The organism is Schaalia suimastitidis DSM 15538 (assembly GCF_000429105.1).
GTDB classification, from domain to species: domain Bacteria; phylum Actinomycetota; class Actinomycetes; order Actinomycetales; family Actinomycetaceae; genus Pauljensenia; species Pauljensenia suimastitidis.
Genome location: NZ_AUBF01000007.1, coordinates 71479 through 97732, shown reverse-complemented (window position 1 = coordinate 97732; position 26254 = coordinate 71479). Strand labels below are relative to the sequence as shown.

Below are 26254 nucleotides of genomic sequence, written 5' to 3'. Positions count from 1 at the left end.
GCTAGCACCACGCCCGCACAACCACCCCCCATTTCACACCGCCCCGCAGCCAAAAGCGCTGCGCGCGCCCGCCTCGGAAAGCACAATAGAGACATGACCCCATGCAACGAAGCACCCGCCGTCACCATTGCTCTGCGCCGTAGCCTATTTGGCGAGGCGGAAACAGAAATTGCGCGCACGGAACGTATCCGTGTATCCGCTTTCACTTACCCCAGTGGTGTGGAGGCGCTGCGTGTCACCACACCTCGCGTCGTCCTTGAATTGCTGCCTTTCCGTGGCCAACAGGTGTGGCACTACTGCGTCGATGGTGAGAACCTCACGATGCGCACCCACTTTGAATACCCGGCTGCCTCCACCGATTTTGCTGCCACCTACGGCCCATTTTTGCTGCACTGTGGACTCACAGGCATTGGGCATCCCGGACCCGACGATACGCATGCGCACCACGGTGAATTGCCAAATATTCGTTTTGACCAGGCCAACCTTGAGTTGCGCACGGGCACGGCCAGCGACTCTGTGACACTCACAGGGTCAGCGTCGGTGCGTTCTTCCCATAGCCTCGATTTAGAGTTCACACCACGCTTAACGGTGTCCAGCGACTCCACCGCCTTGCATGTCAGTGCCACCATCACCAATCATCGGCGCACCGAGGCCGAATACTCCTACTTGTGCCACATTAACTGGCCACTGTCAGCTGCCACGCTTGTCCAAAGTTGCCACCTAGACGACACGCATTTCCGCGTCTACCCCACCGGTGGGGCAACGCCTGACACAGCCGCCTACATTGAACAGATCACCGCCGACCCAGCTGCGGCCTCGTCAATTGACCAGGCAACACCGCTGCACCCGGAATACTGTGCGCTGCTGCGTCCTGAAACGGATGGCGACGGGTGGGCGCATTTCATGATGCTCCGCGATGACGGAACGGCACCATGTGTGCGCTACCGCGTGGAGTATCTGCCGTATGCGATCCGCTGGTTGTCAAATACAGGCGACGAGGTCGCAGCCGGTTTCTGTTTGCCGACTACCGCTCATCATCAGGGACGCAATTTAGCTGCGGCGGAAGGCATGATGGTTCACCTTGGGCCGGGCCAATCTCACGTGATGGAGATAGTTGCTGAGCTGTTGGATCCTGCCCAGGCTCAGCGCGAGCAGGCCCTTATTGAAGGCATCCTCAGCTGAGGTGTCGGTTGCCTGCGGCACCTGCCGTGACGCTGGCTGGATCAACGCGCGTGGCCACACTGATACCCAGTACGGCTGCTGTTGAACGCAGGTCGTCGTCCATTTGTAGCAGCAGCGCTTCCAGGGTGTCGAAGGACATCATTTCACGGATGCGCGCAACGAAGGTGATGGCGACCTGCTCGTCGTACAGGTCTAGGTCACTGCGGCCAAGTACGTGTGCTTCAACGGTGCGTTCGACGCCGTCAAACTGTGGGTTTGTGCCCACGGATATTGCTGCTGGGAGGAATTCGGCGGCCACCGTGTCGGGAACTCGGCGCACGAGCCAGCCTGCATAGACACCGTCACCGGGGACAACGCCTTCAATGTCTCCACGCAGGTTTGCGGTAGGAAAGCCTAGTTCGCGGCCACGTTTGTAGCCATGCTCGACGGTCCCGCGGATCCGGTGCAGGTGTCCAAGGACCCGGGCAGCCCCTGCGACGTCTCCTTCGGCCAGCAATTCCCGCACCCAGGAGGACGACCAGCGACGCCCTTCGGGGGCTTCAATGTCGGTGACCATAACGACGTCGAAGCCGTAGCTGCGGCCAAGGGAACGTAGTGTGTCAATGGTGCCGACATTGCCGCAACCGAAACGGAAATCTTCACCCACAACGACTTCAACAACGTTGAGGGCTTCCACCAGGTAAATGCGGACAAAATCTTCTGGGCTGAGTGTGTAGATACTTTCGTCGTAGTGAATGACGAAGGTGGCGTCCAGGCCTGTGGCGTCCATCGCGTCGAGGCGGTCACGCAGTGGCACGATGAGTTGCAGACCCGAGTTGGGGTTGTGAACCTTTCGAGGGTGAGGGTCAAAGGTGATGGCAACGGATTGAGCGTGGTTACGGCGGGCGCGTTCAACGCAGGTGGCAATCACTTTTTTGTGGCCCAGGTGCATTCCGTCGAAATTGCCGATGGTCACTACGCACCGGTGGTGTGTGGTGATCTCTTTCAGGCTGGTCCAGATCTGCATGGTGGCTGTGGGTTCCTTAGTTGAATACGAGCAGAGTGCGCAACTGGGTGCGTTGAGCGTCAAGTAGGCCCATGACGTGTCCGTCCGGGTGGAGGGCGGCGACAGGCCGTTTACCTTCCGCGGTGCGTGTCGAGGCGCAGCGGAGTGCGTCGATTTCGGCTTGGCTGCGTGTGGGGTGCGCGCCGTTGGCGAAAGCGTGGGCTTCAGCGTCGGTAAGGCGCAGTGCAGGAAAAATGGTGGTAGTGGCATCAGTGAGGCCGATAAGGTATGGCGCCGCTTGCTCGGGTGCCGCTTGCCGAGGTGCCGCTTCGAATTGCTGAGGCGCCGCTTGCTCAGGTGCCGCTTCAAATTGCTGAGGCGCTGCGTTGAGCGCGCTCGACTGTGCAGGAGCGGCAGCGTCATGGGTTTGCTCAGCCGGTGAGCTAGGCGCGCCCTGCTGGGCTTTGGCAGCCTCCTGGAGCTCAGCGAGGCGATGGGCGTCCTCTACGGTGAATGTTCCGACTCGCGTGCGTCGCAGAGCCGTCAAGTGTGCGCCTGTACCAAGCACTTGGCCAAGGTCACGTGCTAGTGCACGAATATACGTGCCTGATGAGCATTCCACCCGCACATCGACATCAATCACCGGAATACCGGCCAGCTGCTCACCCTCAATAGGGTCAGCGTTCCCAATGCCACGCACACCGTCAACATGAGCCACGCCGTCCGTGTTGTGTGCGCCAGCAATATGAGCCACGCCGTCCGTGTTATTCGCGCCAGCAACATGAGCCACGCCGTCCGTGTTATTCGCACCAGCAACGTCGCCAACACACAGTTCGTCAACCGTTCCAGCGCGCCCGGCGCCTTGCCCTGTCTGCCGGTGCTGCATATTTTCGACGTAATGCGTTGCCGGCCGAAGTGGCGACGTCACCTCGAAACGGTGGATCGTGATCGGACGAGCTTCAAGGTCGAAATCTTCACCTGCCCGCACCAGCGCGTGCGCACGTTTTCCGTCAACTTTAATGGCGCTCACCTTGGACGGCACCTGCATAATGTCACCCGTAAGGCCCGCCATCGCCTCGGCAAGAACTGCGCTATCCATGCTGGTGCAGCCGCGAGCGCACGTGACATGCCCCTGTGCGTCCTCGGTACTGGTGTCGACGCCAAAACGAATGGTCGCCTCGTATGTTTTGTCGGCGCCGACCAGGTAAGTGAGCAGCCGCGTTGCCTTGCCGATTCCGAGGACGAGGACGCCCGTTGCCATGGGATCCAAGGTGCCCGCATGTCCAACTTTGCGTGTGCGGGCGATGCGGCGCACTCGTGAGACCACGTCATGGCTGGTCATCCCCGGATCTTTATCAACGATCAGCAGACCAGGGACGGACGTATCGGGTTTTTTTGCCATTACTTGTCGAGGCGGTCGGCCCGTGGTGCGTGTGGGTCGGCGTCACTGCCGGGGGCGTTGTCGGATTCAGCGTCGGCTGCGTTGTCGCTGTCGTCAGGGTCGGCTGAGTCGTCGGTGTCTGCCTCGTCGCTGTCAGCGTCGGCTTCGTCGTCAGCGTACTCGTCATCTTCGTTGTCTTCGTCGCCGTACTCGTCCTCGTCGTATTCACCCGGCTTACGGTACGGATCCGCGTCACCAGCATAGGACGCTTGGGCGGCCACCTGGGCAATCTGCGCGTCTTTAGCTTTGGCGGCAGCGAGGGCCTCTTCCAGGGCGGCAGCGCTTTCCGGCAGAGCGTCCAGGATGAACTCAATTGTCGGCGTCAGGCGGATACCCAGCGCTTTGCCCACCTCAGAACGGATAATGCCTTTGGCTGATTCGAAGGCGGCGGCGCTAGCTTTACGGTCGTCATCCCCGCCGAGCACCGTGTAGAAAATCGAGGCGTGCTGTAAATCGCCGGTGACACGCACATCGGTGATGGTCACAAAGCCCAGGCGCGGGTCTTTAATGCGTCGACCCAGCATACGCGCCACCGTCTGCTGGATGCGGTCCTGAACCTTACGCACACGTGCTTCGTCAGCCATTGCTACTCCTGCCCTTGTCACCTCACGGCCCACCTAATCAACGGGCCCGCCAAGGACTAATCTTACGGCCTTTCACGCATAGGTGTATTTTCTGGGCTCCACGGCGGTGCTGTACTCATGTGTCCATCATCGAAGTGCAACGGTCAATGATGCCAAGAAGCCGCGAGCGCGTCGAGTCGGGAATATCGGGCCAGCTCCACGCCTCTTGGGCATGATGACGAACCCCTTGAGCAGTACGGGTCGCAATTTCGACGACCTCATCTACGGGGAGCGAGACACGATCGGCCAGGTGCATCCAATCGCGCCGAGTGACCGCGTACGCGTGGCTGGCAGAGCCGATTCGCATGGCAAGCCGCGTAGTGAACTGAGACCACAGCATCGTTGGCACCGCGTCATACAAGGGTGCGAGACGCGGATCGTCGTCCAGCATCAGTGAATAGTTTTTCGCATGTGCGTCCGCATTCCCGATTGAGACATTAAAAGCAAGCATCCGAATGAATTCCATTGCTTGGCTCTGTCCCAGTGTTTTCCGTATAAACGTCAGAACCGGAATGGCACCAAGGTCGTATTTTGCATGGGCAGGCCGTCCCATTGCCTGTAGCAAGTCCTCAGTGTGCACTCGACGCACCTGCTCAGCCCCGTTCGCACGGTCGAAACGTTGGACAATGAAGGTGGGATAGCCTGCGATCGTTTCCACATAGGCGTGTGGTGCTTTGATGCCTACGGCTCGTGCCAGTGTTAGTGCTCCCGCTTCGAGTGCGGCAAGTCCGGGCAAGTGTTGGGGTTCTGGTTTGAAAATATGCGTTGACGCGAGCGTTGCACTTGGCCAGAACCATGCATCCCCCATTCGGCGCAGCGTGAATTTTCCTTGCGCTCCTGCAAGAGACATGCGATATGTTCCAATTTGAGCACATTCAAGCCACTCGGTAGATTCGTGGCTGATTGTGGCGACTCGGGAGGCGAGCGCGTCGTCGTCAACGCGAACTACCGGCTGGTGGAGGCGTTCTAGCGTCGCCTCGGGACTAAGGACAAGTGCGCCCGCGATGTCCTCCCCCATGTGAGAAAGCAATGTGAAAGGGTCAGCGGCACTGCCCAGTTGGCGTGCCCACGAGCGACGGACCCGCAGGTCATCCGGCAAAAGATTGTCGAGGTACCTCCCAGGTGCGTTGTGTCCGAAGGTTCCGTCAATGGGAAGTGATAGAGAAATCGGGTGGGTTGCGTCCTTGGTGTAGGCAAAGGAAATGTCGTCACCATTTTTCGTAAAGCACCCAACGTGCAGGCCATTGCGAAATACATTGAGGACTTCACTCATCGTGGCCCTCTTCCCATGGTGCGGGCGCAGGCGCAGGCAATGCCTTTGGTTTGGCACCCAAGGCACGCAGGATACGCCACACCGCTTCGATCTTCCACGTGCCGTCACCTGCCTCCAAACGGCGCACAAGCTCTTCGCTGGTCTGTGCACGTTGCGCCAGCGTTGCGACACTCATCTGCTGGTCGGTGCGGCGCTGCACAATTTCGACGGCAAGGCGACCGTTGGTATCAATGAAGGGCTCATCATTCATGTCGCCTCACCTCCGAACCTGCGGATACTGATATGTGCTCCTCTAAGTGTGCCTGAGGACAACGCACTTTGGGAGTTAACCGGCAGGAAAAGGTGGTGGCCGACGACGCACGGCTCAAGCGGCGGCACAACTTGGTCTATGCCTCATGTGCCTTACGGCATGAGGTCACAACGTCGTAGCCATTGAGATTCTTATCCGCACCATACAGTGACCGGAAAACCGTACAGCGCACGTCGCCGTTCAGCGTTCGCCGAAATCCCTGTACGGGCCACGAAAGATCATTACGATCCAGACGCACTGCGAGCGATCAAGTTGTTCCCATCAGAGGCACCGTAAGACTTTTCGACGATAAGAGTGATAAGCCTTTCAATCATCTCTGAATCCGCAGACTTTGGAAAGCACCACTGTAAGTCGGTTCGTTCAGTCGCGATGCCAACAGTTTGTAGTTCACTATTTTCATAATTCTGTGGCGGCCGCACGTACTTCACCTGGCTAAGCGGGAAGGAATCACCTAGCTCGCCTTTCTCGCGAAAATCGCTCTGATCCGCTGTGATAATACGGCGATCTGTCACCGCAACGAAGAGAGGCGAAACTTTGGCTCCCCGGGAAGATGATTGACCTTCCCACATACGTTCGACGCCTCGAACGACATCTGGTCGTGCTACGCCTGAAGGTTCACGATCCTTCGCAATATATGGGAACGCCAGAGCCCAGAGTTGTTCGTCACCTTCCGTGCAGTACCCAAGCATTTCGAGATACGTTTCAACGTTGTCCACGGTCTTCTCAGGTGCACAAACAATACCTGGAGTCGGATACTTCGTGGCGCCGAGACCTAAGTTTTCCGCCAATGGTTCGATCACTTCAAGGAGTTGTTGGCAGTTCTTCTTCGCAGCATCAGCATCACGTCGCGCCTTAGAGACTCCCCATGTCGTGCTCTTGGTCTGCTTGGCGATAATCGTCAGCTCGCGGAGCAACAAAGACACCAAGCCCCGAATCTCCTCCATATCTTCGTGGATGTGACTGTAAAGCTCTTCCAACGTCCGTTGGGCCACCTCCGCTTCACTCGCATCGTTCGCGCTCCGAGTCCGCGCCATTCCTGCTTTTAGAAGGCCGTAGCACACATGTGCACGAAGCGAGTCCAACAAGGCATAGGTATCAAAAACGATGGCACCGGCGTTAGTCTCCAGGTATTGACGTCTGCGGTGGAGTTCCGATCCTTTGTGAATATTGCAATTTTCAAGTGTCGTGATGTGATTCCGAGTGTTCCGCTTATACAGATCCCGCTGCTTTTGAATGCTCGCCTTTGTGTGACGCACCTGATCCCAAATTGTTTCATTGACAGTGTGCAGTTGTTGGGCCTCCCGGAAGGCGTTGTCGATGGTCGATACCAGCCCCGTCAATTCGGACCACTGCTCATTTCGGATTCCTTGAAGAACCTCTTTGGTTAATTCCGCATGGTCACGTACAAGTGCTTCTATCTGACTCAACTGCACCTGCAACGCGGCCATCGCAATAGCCGGGCCAATTGCTGCCACCGCAGCAGTGGCCGTTACTGCGACTGGAACAAAGCGAGCTTGAGCGATAATCTTCCCGTTTCGGGCAATAGCTCCGAGTTTTGCACCATCTTTCGAAGCAAGTTCACCGCCACTTTTCAACAAAAGCAAAGTCGTGTCACTCAACCGGTATAGGCCCTGCGCGCTAGAAAGCGCCTCCGAAAAATTAGCAACTGCAGTACCAGCGTTACTCGCTCCGCCAATTATTTCAGCGAGTTCAGACTCCTTAGGTGGAGCAATCAATTGGAGATCAATGACGTCATATTCTGGGGGTACTTGACCCGACAGTATCGCAAAATCTGGCGCCAGCTCCCGGAGCGTCAGCGGAACACTTTCTCCTTCGAGATCGACCAATGCTGCTGTGCCGATGTCGGCAGACTGACCCGTTGACTCAGTTTGAGTGTCACCAGCATCCGCGTTGAGTGCACTACCCAAGTCACACCCTCTTTCTCATCGGTGAGAACCCTCGTTGGCGCCAAGTAAAGCGCGGTACTAAGGATATACCAGTCGCATCGTTGCGAGAGGTGACTCCGCTACGGAATCGTCATCAATGAACAGCACCGCACGCCGTGGCGCGCAGCGCAAAACAAAACCCGGTTCGCTGACGAACCGGGACCTGTCTGGGTGGCTGACGGGACTCGAACCCGCGACGTCCTGGACCACAACCAGGTGCTCTACCAACTGAACTACAGCCACCACCGTTACGCGAAGCGCAACGCAGGAAACTCTAGCAGATCGCGCCGGTCAAGGAAAATCCACATGCCCGCACCCACAGTGGCATGAGCCACCTTTGACGCCCAGCAACGACGGTGGCGAAGCTGACGGCACCTGCTCCTGCCCCCGCAGCATCTGGCCTGATAACGACACAGCCACGACAACCGCCCACGCCTCAGCCGACGATAATGCCCGCTATCCCCACCCCATCTGGTGCAATGCCTCGTCCTCAATGCCGAAAAAATGCGCGATTTCGTGAACAACGGTGATGGCAACTTCTTCAGCCAGTTCTTCTTCCGAATCACACATCGCCAGCAGTGGCTCACGGTAAATGAAAATACGGTCCGGCAGCACACCAGCATAGTCACCGCGCTCAGTCAACGGCACGCCGTCGTATAAGCCAAGGAGGTCCTGTGGCTCATCGGGGCCTGGCCTGGCCTCAATGAGGATCACGACGTTATCCAGCAGAGCCAGCAGCTCGTGGGGAATCATGTCTAGCCCGTCATCGACCAGACGCTCAAAAACGTCGTCACTTACCTCAACAGGCATGGTTTACGCTGCCAAGCCTGGCTCACCAGAAGGCGCGCATCGCAATTGCGTCAGCAAAATTACCCATCGCCTCAGGTGTCGCATCCAAGTACAGATCCGCGTCCACCATCGACACTTCCATCACATGGAAAGAGCCTTTGCCGTCAGGCACCACGTCAACACGGTTGAAAAGGAATTGCTCATCACGCCCCATACGGTCACGCACATAAGCGTGCAGAGCATTACGGATCGTCTCACCCCACTGCCACGCCAACGTGTCGGCGCTTTGCGCAGTGACCACCGCCTCGTGAATCGAGGCGTCCGTCACCGACGCAGTGTGCAGCGGAATACGCTTTTCTACCGCGTGAGAAACCAAGCCGTTAAAGAACACCAGCGAAATCTCGCCGTGGACATCAATTTCTTCCAGGTAGCGCTGCACCATCACTGTGCGTCCTGCACCGAGCAGGTCAACAGTTTGTGCCATGGCAGCCTGACGTTGATAAATATCAATCGACGAATAGCGGCCAATATCGCGCACGCCCGACGACACAGCCGGTTTAATGATGAAATCACCATAGGCAGGGAACCGCGTGTGAATCTGGTGTTTCGACAGGTTCTGCCCCGGCTCCAGCCAAGCGGTAGGAATCGTCGGCAAACCGCGCTGAGCAAGTTCAGCCAAGTAATGCTTGTCAGTATTCCAGTCCAGCACATCCGCGTGATTCAATAAACGAGGCACACTGCGCGCCCAGTCCAAAAACTTCGTCCGGTCTTTGGCGTAGTCCGACACGGAGCGCACCACGCACATTCCAGCGTCAGACCAATCCACCTGCGGGTCGTTCCACACGCGGATCGCCGGATCAATGCCCCGTTCCGCAAGGGCGTCTAAAAGCCCTTCTTCGTTGCGGTACAGGTTCGGCATATCCGCCGAAGTAACCAAAGTGACGCAAGGTTTTGCCATAGTTTCCAACCTACCCGAAGAGGTGCCTGCCTTGTGGTCAGCGGAGCCCTGATGGACGGGCCAGCGCCTCGCCCAGCAGTGCGTCGAGCAGTTCCGCATACGAAACGCCTGCCGCAGCCCACATTTGAGGATACATAGAAAATGGAGTGAAGCCCGGGAGTGTATTGACTTCGTTGACGACTACTGAACCGGTGCGCGGATTGTGGAAGAAATCGACACGCGCCAAACCCTCACATTCCAGGGCTTCAAAGGCTTCCAGCGCGACGTTTCGGATCTGCTTTGCCACCGCTTCGTCGACGTCAGCAGGAATAGTCAGGGACACGCCGTCTGTGTCGAAGTATTTAAGTTGGTAGTCGTAGAACTCCCCTTCAGGGACAACGATTTCACCAAGGATCGACGCTTCGGGTCTTTGCCCTGCGCGCGCCAGCACACCGCATTCAATTTCGCGGCCTTCACACAGGGATTCAACAATGATACGCGGGTCGTTATTTGCGGCCTCTTTCATTGCCGCAGCCAACTGTTCTGGCGCATCCACGCGAGAAATGCCAATGGAAGAACCCGCTCGGCATGGTTTAACGAAAACGGGGTAACCCAGGCGTCCAATCCGTTCAGCGCAAGCCTCAGGGTCTTCCTGCCACTGGCGGGCAGTCACCAGTTCCCAACTGCCAACGTCGATACCGGCGGCAGCCAGAATCGTTTTCGTCAAATGTTTATCCATGGACACTGCGCTGGAGGTGACACCGCAACCCACATAGGGTACGTCTGACATTTCAAAAAGCCCTTGGATGGTGCCGTCTTCACCGTAAGGGCCATGCAGCAGAGGCAACACAACATCCACGTCACCAAGGTCGCTCACAGTCCGCGCACCGTCGTCGCCGACGCTGATACGCAGCAGTCGCCTCGTGCCGGGTTGCAGCATGACGGTTTCGTTACCTGCGTGGATGGATTGTCCTTTGCCGTCTTTAAATTCCAGCGCGGCTGGGTCGTCGTCAACTGGCACCCACTGCCCATCTTCGGTGATGCCGATGGGCAGCACATCCCATTTGGTACGGTCAAGCGAACGGAGAATACCTGCTGCGGTTGCGCACGAAATCTGGTGTTCGCTGGAGCGCCCGCCCATGATGACAAGGACGCGCGGACGAGGCTGTTGAGTCATGCTGTCTATCCTATGCGCTCATTTCGCCTGCTCTGTGACGCCCGCAGGCTAGACAAGTGTGATTTTCCATCCGTCCATCTTTTGTGGCCGCGACAAAAGCATCGCCCCCATTTGTTCCACTGTTGCGCGTCCGCTGGCCACTTCGACAACACCGCGGGTGATGGGCATATCGACGCCGAGGGAGTCGGCCAGGGCCAGGATTGGTTCGGCGGCCCGTATACCTTCAACAACACCGCGGGATGCTGCCAGCGCGTCGTCTTTACTCATCCCCTGTCCCATGCGCAGCCCGAAGGAGTAGTTTCGTGACAGGTGTGACGAGCAGGTAGCAACAAGGTCGCCCACACCAGCTAGTCCAAGGAATGTGTCAGCTTGGGCACCCATTGCCATACCCAGCCGCGTGATTTCAGCGAGGCCGCGGGTAATGAGGGTGGAACGCGTATTTGCCCCCAGCCCCAGGCCTTCCACTGCCCCCAGCGCCACGGCGATGACGTTTTTGGTGGCTCCAGCTATTTCACAGCCCACCACGTCTTGACTGACGTAGGAGCGGAACCAGCTGGTGTGGCAGGTGCGTGCCACCGCTGTAGCGACATCAAGGTTTTGGCATGCGACCACTGTGGCGGCAGGTTGGCGCTGGGCAATTTCACGTGACAGGTTCGGGCCAGATACGACAGCGATCCGGTCGCCGTCCAGGCCGGTGGTTTCGCGCGCGACGTCAAATACGGTGGCGTGGGTATCTGCTTCAAGCCCTTTCGACAGTAGGGTCAGCACGGTGTGATTGCCGAGGTGTGGGCTTGCCTGGATAAGTGTGGTGCGCACTGCCGACACGGGGACGGCAACAACCACCATATCTGCGCCTTGCACTGCGTGAGCGAGGTCAGTGGTGGCGCTCATTGATGTGGGCAGTGAAACGGCTGGCAGGTGGGCGCTGTTTTTTCCAGCGTTGATCTGGGCGACTGTGATGGCGTTGCGACCCCAGATGGTGACGCTGCGCCCCGCTTCGGCAAGGATCAAACCAAATGTTGTGCCCCATGCGCCGCTACCAAGGATCGCCACGCGTTCAATAGTCGTTTCACTCATGTTCGAAGACTACTAGTCTTAACCTAGGCTATGGAAAGGAAAGGCAATGTCGTCGCGAATTCGCCGTGCAAGTGTGGGTTTTATTACTGCTGCCGCCACCTGTGCACTTGTTGCATGTTCTCACGGTGCCACCACGTCAACGGGCACCACGTCAACCTCAGGTGACTCGTCGGCCTCGTCATCTGCAAGCGAGGAGACGACGACCAATAGCGACACGTCAGCCACTACCCCATCGACTCAGGCGACCACTGCCGAAGGGACGCAACCCATTAATGGCGACAAGTGGCAGGATAACGCGGCCCCCTCACAGCCTGACTACGCAGGCCAGCTGGTCTTTCACGATATTCGGGTCGGAAGCCACGAAGGTTTTGATCGCGTGGTCATCGAATACGTCGGTGAAGGAACACCCGGGTGGACAACGACCTGGGCAAATCAATCCTACGAGCAGGGCCGAGGCGAACCGCTTCCTTTGACGTTGCCACAGGTTTTTGACGTGGTGATGACTGGTACGTCAATGCCGTTCTCAGATGAAATGATCGCCCAGTATTACCAGGGTGAACGTCTGCTCTCATTTGACGGTATTGAGGTGGCTGTCGATGGCACGTTTGAAGCAGACACGCATATTGCCATTGCGATGAAAGAGCAACGCAAGGTGCAAGTTGGCGTATTAAAGGATCCAGTGCGAGTCGTCATCGACATTCAGAAGTGACGCTACAAAGTAACACCACATCGCGTGCAGAAGTAACAACGCATCGCGCGTCAACGGGTCGTAGGTGGCAGCCTTTGTGTGTGGTGGGGTGTTTAGTGTCCGGCGAGTTCTTCGGCGGTGTCGGTTAGGGCGACGTGTGCTTTGCGTACGGGAAATGGCTGGGTGCGTTCGGTGGTGGACAAGGCGCCGTCGACATGGACTTCTTCTCCGGTAAAAGGGTTGACAATATGGGCGGCCCATGTGGTGGTCAAGGTCAAGACTCGTGCGGGGTGGGTGTGGGTGTAGTGGTGGCTGATGGTCATATCTGGGTAGGGTGCTCCGGGTGTGGATGATGTGATGGGTGGGGTGCCGTCTCCAAAGTCGAAGGTGAAATTTGTGGCGTGCAGTGTGATGGTCACGGGTGTGCCCATTAGGGTCACGGTGTGGGTTTGTGTGGGGGTGGTGGCGTGGGCGAGTTGAGCAAAGTCGATGTAGGCGTATTGGGCAGGTTGCATGACAAGGCCCGCGCCGTTGATAGTGACCGAGGCCAACGCGGCGTACAACAGATCGTGGGTTGAAGGTGTGGGGGTGGGTGTGGGTGTGCCTTGGGGTGGTGGGGCGCAGTAGACCTGTGTGCCGTTATCGCCGATGTACAACACTCCACAGTCCGGGTCAGACACCGGCGCCATAAACGTCACATCCTGCCCAACATGACGCACCACCAACACCTCACCCGAAGCGCTAGGAGAAACGCCCGCCGCCGCACCCACAGCAGCGGCGTTAGCGCTCTCACCTATCCGCGCGCCCACTGTGACCACGCTGGTGTTGCCTGCCGGTTGAGCTCTGGCCCATAATCTCTCGTCTTGTTTGGGGTCTGCTGCCAATGCAGTGCGTGGCAGGCAGAAAACAATCACTGCGGATACAAGGACCAACAGGAGTGGCACAAGGCGTGTGGACTGTTTATTGGCCAACATCTTCGAACGCTCCTCCTCCACAAGCAATCCATGCCCCATCCTGATCACACACGTGAAGTTCCACGACATCGTTTGCTTCAGCGACGTCAAGAAGTTCTCCGTCAAGGTAGGACGCGCGCGCGTCAATCGTCACGTGGACAACGACGGCATATTTTAATTGGTCACTTTCCATCGCCACCGCGTTTTCTACTTGTGTGATGTAGTAGGTGACTTTGTCGGCCCATCCACCCTGCGCGTATCTCTCATTGATGCTGGTGATAAAACCTTGGCACATGGTGCAGTCGGTGGTGGAGCGTTGGGTAAGGGTGGTGGTGTTTCCGGTGCTCCAGGAATAAGCGATGAGGTTCATGTAGTACTGAGCAAAAGCTTGGGCACCAATATCTGTCATCAACGCAGCAGTACCTGAGGGCGTGGGTTCATCCAAGGCACGGTCGGGTTGGACAAGGTTCCCATCAGGACCAACCTCATAATCATCGGGTGAAGGCGGAGCATTTTCTGCTTCGAGACGTTCCAACGTTTCGGCGATACGCCGCGCATCTGCTTCTTCTTCGGATTCGCCACTGCTGCACGCGGCAAGACCAAGGGCACCACACACGCACACAGTAAGCAGCGCCACCACAGTGCGCACCACCATCACAGACCACGACATGCACCCTCGACCTAAAGATCGCCCAGAAGCAAAGCCCGACACCTGGCGCCCCGAAACGCCACACAGGTCCTCACCAGTGCACGAATCATGACCACAACACACCCGCGCACCATCACGCACACCCGTAACAGCGTCAGCGTGTGACACCACCTGACCATCAGCATGTGACCTCATGCACACACCGTAAAACACCAAGCCCCACCCTGACTACCCCCAACAACAAACCTGTGGAAGTAACACCCCGACAACGCCGCTCAGGAGCGTCAGACACGTTGTTGCAGCTGCGGGTCCCACGTTCCGTCAGGAGGCGTTTCACCTCGGATCGCGGCAACTTCAGCAACAAGCGCAGCGTGGATACGCCTCGTCGCTTCCTCTACTGCTTCATGATCTGCTGAGCCAGCCTCGGAATACAGATCCGACAGGTCCACTGGCGTGCCAACCACAGCAGTCACTTTACGGCCCGGACGAATATCAGGAAATTTCACACCATCCGGGAAAATCTTCTGCCCACCCCACTGCACATACGGAATGACTGGAACCTGTGTATCCAGCGCAAGGCGTGCAGCCCCAGTTTTGAGTTTCATCGGCCAAAAATCTGGATCCGAAGTCAACGTCCCCTCTGGGTAGATGGCCACCGCCTCGCCACTGCGCAGTGCCTCAGCGGTAGGGGCAAGTGCCGCACCGGGAACTTTCGACTTACGGTCGACGGGTACTAGACGCAGTGCACGGAAAATGGCGCCAACAACCGGCACCGAGAAGAGTTCAATTTTTGCCATGATACGCACCGGCACACCCATGCGTGCCATCTGCCAGCAAGACAACACACCGTCAACATAGGACACGTGATTACACACAGCAATGAAGCCACCATCAGTGGGGATATGTTCTGCTCCGCTGGCTTTGACTCGAATCCATGGGGATAACACGATCGTGAGTACCGTACGGGCGAAGCGATAGAAACCGGTGACGCCAATGCTGCGTGTGCTCATAGTTTCGTTAGTGTAGCGCCTCGCCTCACCTAAATGAGTACAGCCACCGCAGCGGGTTCCACGTCGATATCCAGCGGCACGACCGCCACCTCATCCCCATCAGCCATAGCAACCATCCCTTTGGGGCCTTCTATTTGCACGCGGCTCACAGGACGCACAACCATAGATGGGTGTTGTCCTCGCGAAACCAAAACTTTCGACAGTACGCGCACCGCCTGTCGTAGTGGCATGGGCGCCACATGTACCAGTTCCATCGTTCCATCGGTGAGCGATGATGACGGCGCTAAATTGATGCCACCACCAAACCAGCCCGAGTTCGACAATGACGTGAGCCAGCCACCTAGGTCGAGCCGTTCGCCGTCAACGATTGCGGTAATCGGCGTCGGCCGAAAGCGGCGCAACGAAGCCACAGCCCCATAGGCGTAGGCAAGGCTACCCGTTTTAATCCACGCTGTCTGATTCGCAACCTGATTAGCACAGGCATCAAAACCAAAGGACACAATGCCAAGAACCATGCGGGCGCGTTTGTCTTCGCCAGTGACTCGCAGGGCGTCAATTCGGGTCAAGCGTCGCGCAAGGTCCTCCCCTATTGCATGCCGAGGCCGCACACCCTCATGCGGATCGGCGTCGCCCTTTGCGTCTACATCGCCCGCCCCGAGAGCTGCAGCACGCGCCACAGGATCTGTCCCAAGGCCTAATGCGCGGCACAGGTCGTTTCCACGACCGCCAGGGAAGGGCACGAGGATGCCTTCGCCTCGTCGAACACCTGCTGCCACAGCTGACAGATAGCCATCTCCACCTAAGGCACCCACGCAACAGTGACCAAGCGATGCGGCAACCTGTTCAGGGTTTTCATCCGGCGTCGTCACGCGCGCATCAACATGCCATCCGGCGCGTCGAAGGGTGGACACCACCTTGGGTCCAACGGTCACGGCAATACCGTGAGCAGACATGGAGGACACCAGCAGCACGAGGCGACGCTCAGCAAGTATGCGCTGCTCGATGACGGTGGGCGCGGATTCGTCGTGTGCCAATGCCATGTCAGTTCACCTGGAATGTGGGCGACAAGGCGTCCCGACTGCCTGTGGCGAAGCCGCTGTGTGTTGCGCGGGCGCGGTGAGAAAAGTGGTCGCCGTGAGCCGCCCGGTCACAGTGGGCGGTGCGGGCATAGCACACAGCGTGGGCACGGCGGGCTATGCAACCACGGTGAGCCGCGCGAGCACAGCGCGCAGCCCTGGCACGCTTAAGCACGACGCGCATAAGCGCAAGGCGGACACGGCGACAGGTCTTCACGGCACTCAGTCGACGTAGTCGACCCGCGCATTAAGCTGGCCGAGTTTCGACATGAAATGCTCATAACCTCGGGAAATAACATCAATGCCAGCAACGGTAGATGTTCCTTGAGCGGCCAAAGCAGCGATGAGGTGCGAGAAACCCCCTCGCAAATCAGGGACCTCAATGTCTGCAGCATGCAGCGGCGTTGGCCCCGAAATAACCGCCGAATGGAAGAAGTTACGCTGGCCAAAACGACACGGGGTACCACCCAGGCATTCGCGATACAATTGAATATTGGCACCCATTTGACGCAGTGCTTTGGTGAAACCAAAACGTTTCTCGTACACCGTTTCGTGGACGATTGACAGACCACTGGCTTGAGTGAGGGCAACAACAAGTGGCTGCTGCCAGTCCGTCATAAAGCCCGGGTGAACAGCCGTTTCAAGGGCAATAGAATGGAGTTGTTCACCTGGATGGTAGAAACGAATGCCTGCCTCGTCAATATCGAAGGCGCCACCAACCTTACGGAAAACATTGAGGAAGGTAATCATGTCTGGCTGGTGTGCGCCCTCAACGCGAATATCGCCGCCAGTGGCCAAGGCAGCAGCGCCCCACGATGCTGCTTCAATACGGTCAGGCAGGGCGGTATGTGCGTAACCTTTCAGACTGTCGACGCCTTCGATCCGAATCGTGCGGTCGGTGTCAACAGAAATAATGGCGCCCATCTTTTGAAGAACGTTGATGAGGTCCATAATTTCTGGCTCAACAGCGGCACCACGCAATATGGTAATGCCTTCGGCACGCACCGCAGTCAGCAGTGTTTGCTCTGTGGCGCCAACGGATGGGAAGGGTAGTTCGATAACTGCGCCGTGCAGCCCTTCAGTGGGCTTTGTAATGTGGACGCCGTCTTCACGTTTATCCACGATCGCACCGAATTTGCGCAACGTATCCAAGTGGAAGTCAATAGGGCGTCCGCCGATGGCGCAGCCACCGAGTTGTGGGATGAAAGCCTCGCCCAATTGGTGCAGCAGTGGCCCGCAGAAAAGGATCGGGATTCGCGAGGCACCGCCAAGTGCGTCAATATCGCTGCGCCGCGCCCGTTGTACGTTACTGGGGTCCATCACCATTTCACCGGCGTCATGGTCATAGTCGACAACGACGCCGTGTGCACCTAAAAGGTCGGTGACCACGTCAACGTCACGGATGAGCGGCACATTGGACAATTTAGAAGGCGTGTCGCCAAGGAGGGAAGCGACCATCGCTTTAGGCACGAAGTTTTTTGCTCCACGGACAGTGATAGTGCCCGTCAGCGGATGTCCGCCTTCGACGCTAAGAATCGACTTCATCGATGGGCTCCTTCTTTCAGACGACCTTCTCCTACTGTAAGGCGAAGCGATCACCTCGTAAGTCACTGGGAACCTTCGGGGCAACTTCCCCTACTTTAGGGCAGAGCGTGGCCCTAGGTCGCCCCACAATGCCGTCATACCTGCCACAGTTAGGACCTTATCGGCCAAATACTGGGGATTTATGCCCCCGCTTAGCACACAACGCCTCGTCCGCGAGCGCACGACCTGCGACCATTCGCTTCGCAGGGCAGGCCTCAGCCCACATACTTAGCGCAGCACACAACGCCTCGTCTGCACGTGGCAGCACGCGAGGCTGGAACGGCGCGGCGGCACTACTATCCACGGACTGTCGGCATACCTAGCTCGGTAACTGGCCGCGCAGAGACAACTTCTTGTGGCGGCAACGTTTTTGCGGGCAGTGTCTTCGGTTTAAAGCCTGGGCGCTTTGCTTCAAAGGCAACGATGGCCTCTTCATCGCGCAACGTCAGACCAATATCGTCAAGACCCTCCATGAGTGTCCACCGCACGTAGTCATCAATTTGGAAGGTCGTAGTAAAGGCACCGCATGTCACAGTTCGATCTTCAAGGGACACCGTGATGGCGGCACCAGGTTCCGCTTCAAGCAGTTTCCACAGCTGTTCGCAATCTTCTTGGCTGATTACGCCCGCCACAAGGCCTTGCTTGCCCGCATTGCCACGGAAAATATCTGCGAATTTCGGAGCCAATACAACGCGGAAACCGTAGTCTTTCAGTGCCCACACGGCGTGCTCGCGGGACGAGCCGGTACCAAAATCAGGGCCTGCCACCAGGACAGAACCTGAGGTGTAAGCAGCTTGATTGAGGACGAAGGATGGGTCGTTGCGCCATGCCGCAAAGAGCGCATCTTCGAATCCTGTGCGGGTCACGCGCTTGAGGTAGACGGCGGGAATAATCTGGTCGGTGTCAACATTTGAGCGACGCAGGGGAACACCGATACCGGTGTGGGTGGTGAATTTCTCCATGGCTCGATACCTTTCGTGCGTCTACGTCAGTTGTCGGTCAAGTCTGCGGGTGAGGACAGGGTGCCTCGTACCGCGGTTGCGGCAGCAACCAGCGGCGACACCAGGTGGGTGCGCCCACCTTTGCCTTGGCGCCCCTCAAAATTGCGGTTCGAGGTGGAGGCGCTCCTTTCGCCGGGCGCTAGCGTATCCGGGTTCATCCCCAGGCACATTGAGCAGCCGGCGTTACGCCATTCAGCACCGAAGTCTTTGAAAATCTTATCCAGACCTTCAGCTTCAGCTTGGAGTCTCACACGCGCAGAACCTGGCACCACCAGCATCCGCAGGCCTTCCGCTTTTGAGCGGCCTTTGATGATGTCTGCGGCGGCACGCAAATCTTCGATGCGGCCATTGGTGCACGATCCTAAAAAGACCGTGTCCACACGAATGTCACGCATCGGTGTTCCTGCCTGAAGGTCCATGTATTCCAATGCTTTTTCAGCGGCCAGGCGTTGCGTTTCGTCGCTAATTTCGTCGGGCACTGGCACGCTGGCTGATAGCGGCACACCCTGACCGGGGTTGGTGCCCCAGGTAACGAAAGGTTCGATTTCGCTGCCTTCCAGGATGACTTCGGCATCAAAAGTGGCGTCATCGTCAGACACCAGTGAACGCCAGTATTCAACGGCCCGATCCCATTCTTCGCCTTCTGGCGCGTGCGGGCGACCTTTAATGTAGTCGAATGTCGTGTCGTCGGGGGCGACCATGCCTGCGCGGGCACCGGCTTCGATGGACATATTGCAGATCGTCATGCGCCCTTCCATGGACAGTTCACGAATTGCCTGCCCGCGGTATTCCAGGACGTAGCCTTGTCCGCCTCCTGTGCCGATCTTGGCGATGACAGCCAAAATAATGTCTTTCGCAGTTGATCCGGGTGGCAACGATCCGTTGACGGTGATGGCCATTGTTTTGAAGGGGGCCAATGGCAGTGTTTGGGTAGCCAGAACATGTTCGACTTGGGATGTGCCAATACCGAATGCGAGCGCGCCGAATGCGCCGTGGGTCGAAGTGTGGGAGTCGCCACAGACAATGGTCATACCCGGTTGTGTAACGCCCAGTTGAGGTCCAACAACGTGCACGATCCCCTGGTCAGCGTCTCCAAGGGAATGAAGGCGTACTCCAAATTCTTTGGCGTTGGAGCGCAGTGTGTTGATTTGAATGCGGGAGGTTTCGTCAGCAATCGGCAGGTCAATGTCTACCGTTGGCGTGTTGTGGTCTTCGGTGGCCAGCGTCAGTTCGGGGCGACGCACCTGACGACCTGCCAGACGCAGGCCTTCGAAAGCTTGCGGGCTGGTGACTTCGTGGACAAGGTGGAGGTCGATGTAGAGCAAGTCGGGCGCACCGTTTTCACCTTTTTTCACAAGGTGGTCGCGCCACACTTTTTCTGCCATTGTTCCGGCCATATTTCCTCCTTTGTCACGCAACGAAACGGTCGAAATATTGCTGACCTACCGGTTTACAGAAAACCATTGCGAGCATTCGTGTCTTTTATGACTCTCTGTATCTTCAATCGTCACGGGTTCCACGATACGAAGATTTGCCATCTCAGCCAGTGAGATGACAAGATGGTGTCTATGGAGGACTCATCATCAAGCGGAGTGGGAGTCCTGGACAAGGCTGCGATGGTCCTTGGCGCCCTTGAGGCAGGCCCCGCAACCTTGGCCCAGCTCGTCTCTGCAACCGGTCTTGCCCGTCCAACCGCGCACCGCCTTGCGGTGGCCTTGGAATATCACCGCATGGTTGCTCGCGACATGCAAGGACGTTTCGTCCTTGGCCCGCGACTCCAAGAACTCGCCTCTTCTGCTGGCGAAGATCGTTTACTATCCGCATCAATGCCTGTGCTCATCGCTTTGCGCGACCACACGAAAGAATCCACTCAATTGTTCCGTCGCCAGGGTGAACATCGGGTCTGCGTGGCGGCCTCGGAACGCGAAATGGGCTTGCGTGATTCAATCCCGGTGGGTGCCGCTTTATCAATGAAAGCAGGCTCGGCAGCCCAAGTTCTCTTGGCTTGGGAAGAACCCGACCGCCTTCACCGTGGCCTATACGCCGCCACATTCAATGCCACCATGTTGTCGCAGGTGCGACGCCGAGGCTGGGCACAGTCTGTTGGTGAACGTGAACCCGGCGTCGCCTCGGTTTCAGCGCCGGTGCGAGGTCCTTCCGGGCGCGTCATTGCGGCACTGTCCATATCTGGGCCGATTGAGCGCATGGGGCGCCAGCCTGGTCGGCAACACGGCCCCTCCGTTGTCGCCGCCGCAAACCGCCTGTCAGATTTCCTCCGCAGCGTTGAAGGCATGGAGGAGTGAATACTCTTTTCGGAGAGGAAGAACCTCGCCTCCGTAACGCCGCTGTGTGGACCCTGCTGGCATCCGCACTCCTCCTGGGACTTGGGCGCGCGTTTAATACTGCGGATATGTCACCGGTGGCTCACGCGCTTTTACTCCTTGCTGCCTTCAATCTGGTTGCGTCGGTGGTCTTATGGGTTTACCGCGCTATCCGTATGCGCAGGAATCACAAGACCCACGACACCAGATCCCGCTGACCTTCACACAAAAGAGCACCATCATGCTTCCTTCGACACTTCGTTTGCGCATTGCCACTTCGTCACTCGCTGCCCTACTTGGTATCGCTGTGTTTACGGGGTGTACCTCAGGGCAGGTGGCCTCGTCAAATAACGAGGCGACCTCCGCCTCTGCGCAAAGCACCCAGTCCGGCACCGCCTCGGCTAGCGAGACCACGAGCGCCGACGCAGCCAACACGGCAGATACACAGGCAAGCACAGAATCAACCACAATTATTGATGTGCGCACACCGGAGGAATACGCCCAAGGGCATCTAGAAGGCGCCATCAATATTGACCTGTCATCACCGAGTTTTGCAGACACAATTGCTCAGCTCGACACTGCGGGCAGCTACGTTGTGTATTGCCGCAGCGGCAACCGGTCTGGGCAGGCGCTCACGCTAATGACCAACGCGGGTTTTGTTGATGTGACCAACGCCGGTGGTTTACAAGAAGCTGCAGAAACACTGGGGTTACCTATTGTGAGCGGCAATTAGCGCCGACCAGTCACGCACCACACCAACGAATACGCACCACCCGACGAATAGGTACCGCACCAACGAAAACTCGAACAAAACCAACACCTTTTGTCCAATAGCCTTTACCTGCCGATACCATCTGCAGCAAAACGTGAGCGGGAATCCCCTTGTTAGGTGATTCCCGCCTTTTGTACCCCCAACCGGATTTGAACCGGTGTTAACGCCGTGAGAGGGCGTCGTCCTAGGCCGCTAGACGATGGGGGCATCTATAACGTCTCGTCGTGACCGAAACGTATTTGTGGTTGCCGCTTTACGGCTACCGTACCCCCAACCGGATTTGAACCGGTGTTAACGCCGTGAGAGGGCGTCGTCCTAGGCCGCTAGACGATGGGGGCTTGTCTATCGTCCGAGGTGTTGACTGCTGGGGTACCAGGACTCGAACCTAGAACAACTGAACCAGAATCAGTCGTGTTGCCAATTACACCATACCCCATGGCGTATCGCGTTCTTCCTCAGGAAAACCTTTGGTCGAGGCGACATTGAAGAACTCTAGCCGATGACACTTCGCCCAGACAAATTGACGGGCCGTGTTTCTGTTCACGCTGCCTGTCGTAACCGCGTCCGTGTGCGGCGACTGCGGATGTGTTGGAATGCCACAGACAGAACGAAAACTGCACCAAGTACAAAAGCAGTCCACGACGACGTTGGGCGGTTCCCCCAATAGGTAGCGAAAAACGATGGGATGACCACTGCAACACCGATGAGGACCGAATAGATGACGGTACGAGCAAAGCTTTGAGCAAATAACACTGCTATTGCGGCCGGTACCACCACAAAGGCGATGACAAGTACCGCTCCGGCTGCATGGAAGGCTGCCGTCAATGTCAGCGCCACCAGCACCATCGCACTTGCCTTGAGCCTCGTCACCGGGATCCCCAATGTCTTGGCATAGTGCTCATCGAAAACGACAAGGGCAAGTTGTCGATGTGTCACAGCCACAAACACAGCATTAACAAGGGCAACCCCTGCCATTACCCACGCATAGGAAGGCCCCAACTGGAAAGAGCCTATTTCTAGCGGAATAACCGCGACAATATTAGGATCGCCCACCAGTACCGCATCTTCATGCAAATGCAGGTGCGAAAAATGCGTGGAGAGCAGTACGACTCCAATGGAAAATAATCCGGGGAACAGCAGTCCTTGGGCTGCATCCTTCGGCACGATTCCCGAGGCGGTGACCGCTTGAGCGGCAAATACGACGACGAGGGCCATAGCGGTTGCGCCAACGGTAAGCATTGGCGACCCAATTGGCCACACGAGCGCTGCAAGAACAATACCTGGCAGAGCTGCATGACTCATGGCGTCAACAAGCATTGACTGCCGGGAGGTGACAAGGAAGGCTCCAGGTATCGCACAGGCAATAACTGTCACCACCATCAAGGTAAGGACGCCAAATGCATAGGCAGTCATACTATGCCCGCCTCTCAGTCACAGCGCAGGCATTGGCGGCATACGACAAGTCCGCTGAATGACGCGTAGACGCCTGGGAGGGACCACGATTCTGTAGTTCACCAGCTAGGCGCCTTCTGGCCTCGGCCCGCCTTATGGCCCGCACAATCAATGACCGACGCGGAGCTGCCACCATTGAGAACAGGGTAAAAACCGTCAATACAATCACCGTCAGCGGACCAGACGGAACCTTCCCCAGCATCACTGAAAGCAATGCGCCAACGAGAGAGGCGACAAGGCCAAGGAATGCAGACAAGCAAGACATGGTTCCAAGATGTCGTGTCCACTGTCGGGCTGCTGCCGGTGGCAAAATCACGTAGGCGACTACCAGCACTAACCCCACCGCTTTGAGGCCAATCACAATCCCAACGACGGTGGCGCCAACAAGCGTCATTTCAATAAAACTCACTGGCCGCCCCATGACGTGGGCATTCGAGCGATCAAAAACTAGCAGGGCAATATCGCGCCACATGACAAGTATCAGCATGACAGCAATTACCGCGCAGATGGCACTGAGGGATATATCCGACCATGTCAAGGTGGTGGCGTTACCAAAAAGGTAGTCCTCAAGGCCAGCTCGCGAGGAGGGGAAAGGTCGCAGGCGTATTTCAGCCATGATGACCATTCCACCTCCGAAGGTCAACGCAAGGACTACGGCCATTGCAGCATCAAGGCCGACGCGCCTGAATCTGGAAAGCGTCGAGGTGAGAAATGCGGACAAGACTCCAACGAGTGCGCATATGACGATAATGGGCACAATGGATCGTCCATCAATGCCCAGCAGCAGAACACTCAGCAAATAGGCTGAGGTCACGCCCAACATCGAGGAGTGGCCGACAACGTCCGCAATAAGGGATTGGCGTCGCAAATAGGTGAAGGTGCCAAGAAACCCACAGGTGGCACCAATAACGGAGGTTCCCACAATGACACGTTGGTACACTGTTTGGCTCAGAAAGTCGACGATCATGACATTCCTCAGCTTTCAGATGAGCCTGCCATGGTGACGGTGGCCAATTTCGGACCTGTGTCCGTCCCATTTATGGCGCTTGGCCGCTCGGCTATGACACTTGGCACCTCCGCCCACTCCATCGCTGGAGTTCCGTAGGCAGCGCGAAGGTTCGCAGCGGTCATCACATCGTCGATACTGCCGTGTGCGATGACACTGTGGTTGAGCAGCACCACGCGATCACAGACGCGTTTGAGACTGGACAGATCATGGTGTACGAGGACGACGGTTCGCCCCTGTTCCCGTAGAGTCACCAACACGTCCATAATGGAACGCTCAGAGGCTGCATCAATTCCGGCAAAAGGTTCATCCATCAAGAAAAGCTCCGGGTCCTGAGCGAGCACACGTGCCAGAAATACACGTTGCTTTTGTCCTCCTGACAGTTCACCAATTTGTCGATTGGCATAGGCGCTCATGTCAACACGAGCAAGAGCCTCCTGCGCTTGCGCCTTTTGTTTGGCGTTGGGTCGCCTCCCCCAGCGTAGGGAGCCGTAGGTACCCATCAGAACAACGTCGTGTACTGTCGCCGGAAAATCCCAATCGACCGACGCACTTTGAGGCATATAGCCCACGCGGCGTCTCACATGCTCTAAGGGCTGACCGAAAAAGGTCACGGCACCGCTCAGTGAAGGGAGAATACCAAGCGCAGCCTTCAACAGCGTCGATTTGCCCGCGCCATTCGGCCCAACGATGCCCGTCACCGTGCCTTGAGGAATTTCGATGGTGGCATTCCTCAAGACTGGAATATCACGATAAGCCACCGATAACGAATCGACGTTCAGGGCCGAATGGGCAGGAGTGGTCACCGGGCACCTAACCCTTCAGTAATGGCCTGAATATTATGTTCGAAGACACCGAGGTAGGTATCCACTGGCGCGCTTTCACCCAGGGAGTCAGCAAAGAGTTCCTTGTCGGAGATTGTGACATTCCATCCTTTGGAGGTCACCGCCTCTTTCAAAGATTCGATCGCCTGCGGGTTTTGAAGGTTATCGACGAAGATCGTGGGAACCTTCGCTTCGACGATGGTATTGGCAAGTTCCTCAAGGTCGGCTGCCGAAAGTTCAGCTTCGGAGGTGACAAAGTCGGTGGCGTGTACGGTCAGTCCGTAGCGCTGGCCCAGATAGTTGAAGGCGTCATGTCCTGTCACCAACACACGGTTCGCCTGCGGGATATCCTTGAAGGCTTTCATTGCCCGTTCATCAATATCAGCGATTTTTTGGTTATAGGTTTTGGCGTTCGTGCGGTATTCCTCGGCTTTGGCTGGATCAATCTGCGCGAGGCGGTCACCGATTTGAGTGACAACATTTTGCCAGATTTCGGGCGAGTTCCAGATGTGGGGATCGTGCAGAGGGTTACCGTGATCATCGGTTTCGGGCCAGGAAAGAAGCAGCTTTTCTGGCACATTCGCCCCAACTTGGAGTCCTCGAGGTGCAGTGGCCTCAAGCTGGTCAATCATGAGGGCTTCAAGGTGCAGACCGTTCCATAAGACCAGGTCAGCACTATTCATCGCTTCGATGTCTTGCGTAGTTGGTTGATAGGTATGAGGATCACCTCCGGGGGCCACCATCACCTTGATGTCGGCTGTGGGGGCGATATTTTTTGCGGCGTCGCCGAGGTAGCCTGTGGTGGCAAAGATCGTCAGTTTGTCGTTGTCAGTTGCACTTGACGAGGTATGTGAAGGCGCTCCGCTGCAGGCACTCAGTGCGAATGCGGCAGTTGCGGCAACTGCAAAGGCACGCAGGATATTCTTCATCGTGGCTCCTGTTGAGGTTGAAGATTAGCCTATAACTAAGGCGTACCTAAGTTATATAACGATGAACTTGCTTGTCAAGAAATCATTCTCATTATCGCATGGCCCCCCATCTCCTCGCCCCACAAATATGAACGCAAATACAGGAAAACGGCCAAAAATGCGGCACCTCGAAAAGGAAGACATCCCAACAAAACGGAAGGTAACCCAAAAAGGTGCCTACCCATATGGGTAGGCACCTTCCCAGCCAAT

General features: G+C 57.1%; 24 protein-coding genes, 4 tRNA genes and 1 pseudogene. 4 read left to right on the top strand and 25 right to left on the bottom strand.

Annotated elements, in window-relative coordinates; translation table 11 throughout:
• Positions 1 to 93: 93 nt before the first annotated feature.
• On the top strand, positions 94 to 1182 hold the full coding sequence (locus tag G438_RS0103045) for a DUF4432 family protein (protein WP_026460105.1): 1089 nt from the start codon (positions 94 to 96) through the stop codon (positions 1180 to 1182).
• Here G438_RS0103045 and G438_RS0103040 read toward each other — a convergent pair.
• The 11 genes and pseudogenes from G438_RS0103040 to G438_RS0102990 all read right to left on the bottom strand — a co-directional run bounded on the left by G438_RS0103040 (position 1175) and on the right by G438_RS0102990 (position 11740).
• Complete coding sequence (locus tag G438_RS0103040; RefSeq protein ID WP_026460104.1) at positions 1175 to 2188, bottom strand: bifunctional riboflavin kinase/FAD synthetase; 1014 nt, start codon at positions 2186 to 2188, stop codon at positions 1175 to 1177. The genes G438_RS0103045 and G438_RS0103040 overlap by 8 nt on opposite strands.
• Before the next feature lie 16 nt (positions 2189 to 2204).
• Positions 2205 to 3569: a tRNA pseudouridine(55) synthase TruB gene (truB, locus tag G438_RS12600; protein WP_026460103.1), complete on the bottom strand. Its 1365-nt coding sequence runs from the start codon at positions 3567 to 3569 to the stop codon at positions 2205 to 2207.
• Positions 3570 to 3748: 179 nt separating this feature from the next.
• Positions 3749 to 4192: pseudogene (gene rbfA, locus G438_RS10475) on the bottom strand (30S ribosome-binding factor RbfA); the annotation flags it as partial.
• A 115-nt stretch (positions 4193 to 4307) separates the two neighbouring features.
• Positions 4308 to 5504 carry a HipA domain-containing protein gene (locus G438_RS0103025; RefSeq protein WP_026460102.1) on the bottom strand — a complete coding sequence of 399 codons (1197 nt, stop codon included), beginning with the start codon at positions 5502 to 5504 and terminating at the stop codon, positions 4308 to 4310.
• On the bottom strand, positions 5497 to 5754 hold the full coding sequence (locus G438_RS10470; protein ID WP_034284904.1) for a helix-turn-helix domain-containing protein: 258 nt from the start codon (positions 5752 to 5754) through the stop codon (positions 5497 to 5499). The genes G438_RS0103025 and G438_RS10470 overlap by 8 nt, the downstream gene beginning before the upstream one ends.
• 281 nt (positions 5755 to 6035) lie before the next feature.
• Positions 6036 to 7742, bottom strand: a complete 1707-nt coding sequence (locus G438_RS10465; RefSeq protein ID WP_051259235.1) for a hypothetical protein — start codon at positions 7740 to 7742, stop codon at positions 6036 to 6038.
• Positions 7743 to 7930: 188 nt separating this feature from the next.
• Positions 7931 to 8003: transfer RNA gene (locus tag G438_RS0103010), tRNA-His, on the bottom strand.
• Between the two features lie 213 nt (positions 8004 to 8216).
• A complete protein-coding gene (locus tag G438_RS0103005) occupies positions 8217 to 8570 on the bottom strand; it encodes a metallopeptidase family protein (RefSeq protein ID WP_026460101.1) in 354 nt (117 codons plus the stop codon).
• Between the two features lie 22 nt (positions 8571 to 8592).
• Positions 8593 to 9507 carry an ATP-grasp domain-containing protein gene (locus G438_RS0103000; RefSeq protein ID WP_034284903.1) on the bottom strand — a complete coding sequence of 305 codons (915 nt, stop codon included), beginning with the start codon at positions 9505 to 9507 and terminating at the stop codon, positions 8593 to 8595.
• A gap of 37 nt (positions 9508 to 9544) precedes the next feature.
• The gene (locus G438_RS0102995) at positions 9545 to 10663 is read right to left on the bottom strand and encodes a D-alanine--D-alanine ligase family protein (RefSeq protein WP_026460099.1); all 1119 of its coding nucleotides are present in this window, start codon (positions 10661 to 10663) and stop codon (positions 9545 to 9547) included.
• 48 nt (positions 10664 to 10711) lie between these two features.
• On the bottom strand, positions 10712 to 11740 hold the full coding sequence (locus tag G438_RS0102990) for an NAD(P)H-dependent glycerol-3-phosphate dehydrogenase (RefSeq protein ID WP_026460098.1): 1029 nt from the start codon (positions 11738 to 11740) through the stop codon (positions 10712 to 10714).
• 46 nt (positions 11741 to 11786) lie between these two features.
• On the opposite strand from G438_RS0102990, the gene G438_RS11855 reads away from it, so the two are divergent.
• Positions 11787 to 12449 carry an AMIN-like domain-containing (lipo)protein gene (locus G438_RS11855; RefSeq protein WP_051259234.1) on the top strand — a complete coding sequence of 221 codons (663 nt, stop codon included), beginning with the start codon at positions 11787 to 11789 and terminating at the stop codon, positions 12447 to 12449.
• A 92-nt stretch (positions 12450 to 12541) separates the two neighbouring features.
• Here the strand turns inward: G438_RS11855 and G438_RS11850 are convergent, their stop codons facing one another.
• From G438_RS11850 to leuC, 7 genes are all read right to left on the bottom strand, one after another.
• Positions 12542 to 13402 carry a hypothetical protein gene (locus G438_RS11850; protein ID WP_051259233.1) on the bottom strand — a complete coding sequence of 287 codons (861 nt, stop codon included), beginning with the start codon at positions 13400 to 13402 and terminating at the stop codon, positions 12542 to 12544.
• The gene (locus G438_RS0102975) at positions 13389 to 14051 is read right to left on the bottom strand and encodes a DUF6318 family protein (protein ID WP_131245739.1); all 663 of its coding nucleotides are present in this window, start codon (positions 14049 to 14051) and stop codon (positions 13389 to 13391) included. The genes G438_RS11850 and G438_RS0102975 overlap by 14 nt, the downstream gene beginning before the upstream one ends.
• Positions 14052 to 14314: 263 nt before the next feature.
• A complete protein-coding gene (locus tag G438_RS0102970; RefSeq protein WP_026460094.1) occupies positions 14315 to 15040 on the bottom strand; it encodes a lysophospholipid acyltransferase family protein in 726 nt (241 codons plus the stop codon).
• Between the two features lie 29 nt (positions 15041 to 15069).
• Positions 15070 to 16080 carry a diacylglycerol/lipid kinase family protein gene (locus tag G438_RS0102965; protein ID WP_051259232.1) on the bottom strand — a complete coding sequence of 337 codons (1011 nt, stop codon included), beginning with the start codon at positions 16078 to 16080 and terminating at the stop codon, positions 15070 to 15072.
• A gap of 258 nt (positions 16081 to 16338) precedes the next feature.
• Positions 16339 to 17661, bottom strand: coding sequence for a UDP-N-acetylglucosamine 1-carboxyvinyltransferase (gene murA, locus G438_RS0102960; RefSeq protein ID WP_026460092.1), 1323 nt, complete (start codon positions 17659 to 17661; stop codon positions 16339 to 16341).
• A gap of 335 nt (positions 17662 to 17996) precedes the next feature.
• Entirely contained in the window at positions 17997 to 18662 is a 666-nt protein-coding gene (leuD, locus tag G438_RS0102955) for a 3-isopropylmalate dehydratase small subunit (RefSeq protein ID WP_026460091.1), read from the bottom strand.
• A 26-nt stretch (positions 18663 to 18688) separates the two neighbouring features.
• Positions 18689 to 20098: a 3-isopropylmalate dehydratase large subunit gene (leuC, locus tag G438_RS0102950; protein ID WP_026460090.1), complete on the bottom strand. Its 1410-nt coding sequence runs from the start codon at positions 20096 to 20098 to the stop codon at positions 18689 to 18691.
• A gap of 171 nt (positions 20099 to 20269) precedes the next feature.
• Here leuC and G438_RS0102945 point away from each other — a divergent pair, with 171 nt between their 5' ends.
• On the top strand, positions 20270 to 21004 hold the full coding sequence (locus G438_RS0102945; protein WP_026460089.1) for an IclR family transcriptional regulator: 735 nt from the start codon (positions 20270 to 20272) through the stop codon (positions 21002 to 21004).
• 172 nt (positions 21005 to 21176) lie between these two features.
• The gene (locus G438_RS12175) at positions 21177 to 21755 is read left to right on the top strand and encodes a rhodanese-like domain-containing protein (RefSeq protein ID WP_205618400.1); all 579 of its coding nucleotides are present in this window, start codon (positions 21177 to 21179) and stop codon (positions 21753 to 21755) included.
• A 173-nt stretch (positions 21756 to 21928) separates the two neighbouring features.
• Here the strand turns inward: G438_RS12175 and G438_RS0102930 are convergent.
• From G438_RS0102930 to G438_RS0102900, 7 genes are all read right to left on the bottom strand, one after another.
• A tRNA-Glu gene (locus G438_RS0102930) sits at positions 21929 to 22001 on the bottom strand.
• A gap of 58 nt (positions 22002 to 22059) precedes the next feature.
• Positions 22060 to 22132 (bottom strand) — tRNA-Glu (locus tag G438_RS0102925).
• A 26-nt stretch (positions 22133 to 22158) separates the two neighbouring features.
• A tRNA-Gln gene (locus G438_RS0102920) sits at positions 22159 to 22230 on the bottom strand.
• A gap of 104 nt (positions 22231 to 22334) precedes the next feature.
• Positions 22335 to 23207: a metal ABC transporter permease gene (locus G438_RS10455; RefSeq protein ID WP_034284902.1), complete on the bottom strand. Its 873-nt coding sequence runs from the start codon at positions 23205 to 23207 to the stop codon at positions 22335 to 22337.
• A 1-nt stretch (position 23208) separates the two neighbouring features.
• On the bottom strand, positions 23209 to 24213 hold the full coding sequence (locus G438_RS10450; protein ID WP_051259231.1) for a metal ABC transporter permease: 1005 nt from the start codon (positions 24211 to 24213) through the stop codon (positions 23209 to 23211).
• A gap of 8 nt (positions 24214 to 24221) precedes the next feature.
• On the bottom strand, positions 24222 to 25058 hold the full coding sequence (locus G438_RS10445) for a metal ABC transporter ATP-binding protein (protein ID WP_084403008.1): 837 nt from the start codon (positions 25056 to 25058) through the stop codon (positions 24222 to 24224).
• Positions 25055 to 26005: a metal ABC transporter substrate-binding protein gene (locus G438_RS0102900; protein ID WP_026460086.1), complete on the bottom strand. Its 951-nt coding sequence runs from the start codon at positions 26003 to 26005 to the stop codon at positions 25055 to 25057. The genes G438_RS10445 and G438_RS0102900 overlap by 4 nt, the downstream gene beginning before the upstream one ends.
• Positions 26006 to 26254: the final 249 nt, after the last annotated feature.

What these genes read in the sequence shown, in the direction of transcription:
- G438_RS0103045 (WP_026460105.1), top strand. Translation starts at nt 94, where the DNA reads ATGACCCCATGCAACGAAGCACCCGCCGTCACCATTGCTCTGCGCCGT.
- G438_RS0103040 (WP_026460104.1), bottom strand. Translation starts at nt 2,188, where the DNA reads ATGCAGATCTGGACCAGCCTGAAAGAGATCACCACACACCACCGGTGC.
- truB (WP_026460103.1), bottom strand. Translation starts at nt 3,569, where the DNA reads ATGGCAAAAAAACCCGATACGTCCGTCCCTGGTCTGCTGATCGTTGAT.
- G438_RS0103025 (WP_026460102.1), bottom strand. Translation starts at nt 5,504, where the DNA reads ATGAGTGAAGTCCTCAATGTATTTCGCAATGGCCTGCACGTTGGGTGC.
- G438_RS10470 (WP_034284904.1), bottom strand. Translation starts at nt 5,754, where the DNA reads ATGAATGATGAGCCCTTCATTGATACCAACGGTCGCCTTGCCGTCGAA.
- G438_RS0103005 (WP_026460101.1), bottom strand. Translation starts at nt 8,570, where the DNA reads ATGCCTGTTGAGGTAAGTGACGACGTTTTTGAGCGTCTGGTCGATGAC.
- G438_RS0103000 (WP_034284903.1), bottom strand. Translation starts at nt 9,507, where the DNA reads ATGGCAAAACCTTGCGTCACTTTGGTTACTTCGGCGGATATGCCGAAC.
- G438_RS0102995 (WP_026460099.1), bottom strand. Translation starts at nt 10,663, where the DNA reads ATGACTCAACAGCCTCGTCCGCGCGTCCTTGTCATCATGGGCGGGCGC.
- G438_RS0102990 (WP_026460098.1), bottom strand. Translation starts at nt 11,740, where the DNA reads ATGAGTGAAACGACTATTGAACGCGTGGCGATCCTTGGTAGCGGCGCA.
- G438_RS11855 (WP_051259234.1), top strand. Translation starts at nt 11,787, where the DNA reads ATGTCGTCGCGAATTCGCCGTGCAAGTGTGGGTTTTATTACTGCTGCC.
- G438_RS11850 (WP_051259233.1), bottom strand. Translation starts at nt 13,402, where the DNA reads ATGTTGGCCAATAAACAGTCCACACGCCTTGTGCCACTCCTGTTGGTC.
- G438_RS0102975 (WP_131245739.1), bottom strand. Translation starts at nt 14,051, where the DNA reads ATGTCGTGGTCTGTGATGGTGGTGCGCACTGTGGTGGCGCTGCTTACT.
- G438_RS0102970 (WP_026460094.1), bottom strand. Translation starts at nt 15,040, where the DNA reads ATGAGCACACGCAGCATTGGCGTCACCGGTTTCTATCGCTTCGCCCGT.
- G438_RS0102965 (WP_051259232.1), bottom strand. Translation starts at nt 16,080, where the DNA reads ATGGCATTGGCACACGACGAATCCGCGCCCACCGTCATCGAGCAGCGC.
- murA (WP_026460092.1), bottom strand. Translation starts at nt 17,661, where the DNA reads ATGAAGTCGATTCTTAGCGTCGAAGGCGGACATCCGCTGACGGGCACT.
- leuD (WP_026460091.1), bottom strand. Translation starts at nt 18,662, where the DNA reads ATGGAGAAATTCACCACCCACACCGGTATCGGTGTTCCCCTGCGTCGC.
- leuC (WP_026460090.1), bottom strand. Translation starts at nt 20,098, where the DNA reads ATGGCCGGAACAATGGCAGAAAAAGTGTGGCGCGACCACCTTGTGAAA.
- G438_RS0102945 (WP_026460089.1), top strand. Translation starts at nt 20,270, where the DNA reads ATGGAGGACTCATCATCAAGCGGAGTGGGAGTCCTGGACAAGGCTGCG.
- G438_RS12175 (WP_205618400.1), top strand. Translation starts at nt 21,177, where the DNA reads ATGGGTTTACCGCGCTATCCGTATGCGCAGGAATCACAAGACCCACGA.
- G438_RS10455 (WP_034284902.1), bottom strand. Translation starts at nt 23,207, where the DNA reads ATGACTGCCTATGCATTTGGCGTCCTTACCTTGATGGTGGTGACAGTT.
- G438_RS10450 (WP_051259231.1), bottom strand. Translation starts at nt 24,213, where the DNA reads ATGATCGTCGACTTTCTGAGCCAAACAGTGTACCAACGTGTCATTGTG.
- G438_RS0102900 (WP_026460086.1), bottom strand. Translation starts at nt 26,005, where the DNA reads ATGAAGAATATCCTGCGTGCCTTTGCAGTTGCCGCAACTGCCGCATTC.